At 51.9% G+C, this 2,084-nt stretch carries 3 protein-coding genes; all 3 read left to right on the top strand.

Annotated features, from left to right (window positions below):
* Positions 1-160: 160 nt before the first annotated feature.
* Positions 161-643: a flavin reductase family protein gene (locus Q0140_RS03565; RefSeq protein ID WP_297961974.1), complete on the top strand. Its 483-nt coding sequence runs from the start codon at positions 161-163 to the stop codon at positions 641-643.
* 109 nt (positions 644-752) lie between these two features.
* A complete protein-coding gene (locus Q0140_RS03560; protein ID WP_297961971.1) occupies positions 753-1,514 on the top strand; it encodes an SDR family NAD(P)-dependent oxidoreductase in 762 nt (253 codons plus the stop codon).
* Between the two features lie 248 nt (positions 1,515-1,762).
* A complete protein-coding gene (locus Q0140_RS03555) occupies positions 1,763-2,053 on the top strand; it encodes a hypothetical protein (protein ID WP_297961968.1) in 291 nt (96 codons plus the stop codon).
* Positions 2,054-2,084 lie beyond the last annotated feature (31 nt).

Genomic DNA, 2,084 nt, shown 5'->3' with positions numbered 1-2,084 from the left:
AGCTGGCGGGGTGCCTATTCTACGCCCATGGTCTGCCGCCGATGAAATTTAATCAAAGGAGCAAAAATGGCGATCATAAAAGTAGATCTACAAAAATCATATCCCAAACCCAGGCGCGACCACGCTCGTATCGGCCAAATACGATGGCGACGTCAATGCGATGGCGATAACGTGGGCGCAGGCGCTTGACTACGACAAGGTTACCATCGTGCCGCACAATGGCTCGTACACGAGGACGCTCATCGAAAGGAGCGGGTATTTCGCCGTGCAGATCCCCACGGCCGCGCAGGCGGAGCCGCTTAGCGAGCTAGGCGCCGAAAACAACTCGCGCTTTGATAACGCGGACAAGATGAAAAACGTGGAAATTTTTTATAAAGATGACTCCCGCGTACCGCTGATCGCGGGCTGCGCCGCATGGCTCGTTTGCAAGCGTATCCCCGAGCCTCATAACGAGCAGAGTTATGATCTTTTCATCGGCGAGGTCGTCGCGGCGTATGCGGACGAGCGGATATTTGACGGCGGACGCTGTCTGTTTGAAAAGATCCCCGACGAGTTAAAGACGCTTCACTACGCCGCAGGCGGTCGGTACTATCTAGACGGCAAAGTGGTAGACACCAAGCGCACGCCCATAAGCGGCGAGTAAACCGCCTTGCAAAATGCCGGCAAATTTGTAAATTTAAGACGAGCGGACGCATGAATACGCGGCGAGCTTCGGTAAAATTTCAAACTGAAAAATCTAAAAAGGATAGAAAATGAAAAAATATATCGTCATCACTGGTGCAAGTTCTGGTATCGGAGCGGCTGCGGCAAAGGCGTTTGCTGGGCGCGGAGAAAATTTGATCCTAATCGCGCGCAGAGCGGAGCTGCTGCAAAGCTTAAAGGACGAGATCGCGCAGATCGCGCCCAAATCGGACGTCGTTATTAAAATTTGCGACCTTGCGCGCAGCGAGAACGTCCTAGCACTTTGGGACGAGCTAAAAAGCTACGAGCTAAAGGCGCTCATCAATAACGCGGGCTTTGGTGACTACGGAGCCGTAGGAGAGCAAAATTTAGATAAAACCGAGCAGATGTTGCAGCTAAACGTCGTCGCGCTTACGCTGCTTTCTAGTCTATTTGCGCGAGATTATAGGTATAAGCCCACTCAACTCATAAATATATCTTCTGCAGGCGGCTACAGCATCGTACCAAACGCCGTGGCCTACTGCGCGAGCAAGTTTTTCGTAAGCGTCTTTACCGAGGGCTTGCACCGCGAGCTGGCGCAGGATAAAGAGGCTAAAATGCAGGCTAAAGTTCTAGCTCCCGCCGCGACTAAAAGCGAGTTTTGCGACGTAGCTTCGGGAAAGCGCGGATTTGATTACGATGCGGCGTTTTCGCAATACCACAGTAGCGAACAAACGGCAGAATTTTTGCTCACGCTTTACGATAGCGATGCATGCATCGGAGAGGTGGATTTGGCTAGCTTCGAATTTAAACTTAGCGAACCGAAATTTAATTATATAGCAGCCGCCAAATAGCGGATCGGGTGAGGCGCAAGCTCACTTATAGCTTGCGCTGTTAAGTTGCTTCTTTACGTGCGAGCAGGACTTGATTAGCTTCGTAGCGACAAGCTGCGCAGGCAGGCGCCTTTGAATTTTACGCATTTATAGAGCGCGCGACGAGCCGTGCCGCACAATACGCTGTATAAAATTTCGCGTATCGTAGCGCCTGAGCTAAATTTGACCCCAAAGCGCGGTAAAATTTAAAGAAATTTAAGGAGCGAAAAATGGGAAAATCCGCCTTGGTGCTTGGCGCTACGGGCGTCGTAGGCAGGGAGCTTGTGCGCGAGCTTTGCGAGAGCCCGGGTTACGATGAGGTAGAGGCGTGGGTGCGCCGCGAGATAGGCTTTTGCCGTCCTAAGCTCCGCGCGCGGATCGTTGATTTTGAGGGTATCTCGGATACTCGCCTGCTAGAACGGCTTGCGGCGGCGGTTTTTAAACTGCTGCCCGCCTGCGTGCTCGGTAAATTTAGACCGCTTAGCGGCGCAAGTATCGCCCGCTGCGAGCGTGATTTTTAGCTCAAAATCCTATAAAAATTCGCTCATTTTT

Origin of the sequence: uncultured Campylobacter sp., assembly GCF_938045405.1 — a bacterium.
Lineage (GTDB): Bacteria > Campylobacterota > Campylobacteria > Campylobacterales > Campylobacteraceae > Campylobacter_B.
Note: the sequence above shows the minus strand (reverse complement) of the source record. Positions and strands in the feature narration are given on the sequence as shown.

What these genes read in the sequence shown, in the direction of transcription:
- Q0140_RS03560 (WP_297961971.1), top strand. Translation starts at nt 753, where the DNA reads ATGAAAAAATATATCGTCATCACTGGTGCAAGTTCTGGTATCGGAGCG.
- Q0140_RS03565 (WP_297961974.1), top strand. Translation starts at nt 161, where the DNA reads ATGGCGATAACGTGGGCGCAGGCGCTTGACTACGACAAGGTTACCATC.
- Q0140_RS03555 (WP_297961968.1), top strand. Translation starts at nt 1,763, where the DNA reads ATGGGAAAATCCGCCTTGGTGCTTGGCGCTACGGGCGTCGTAGGCAGG.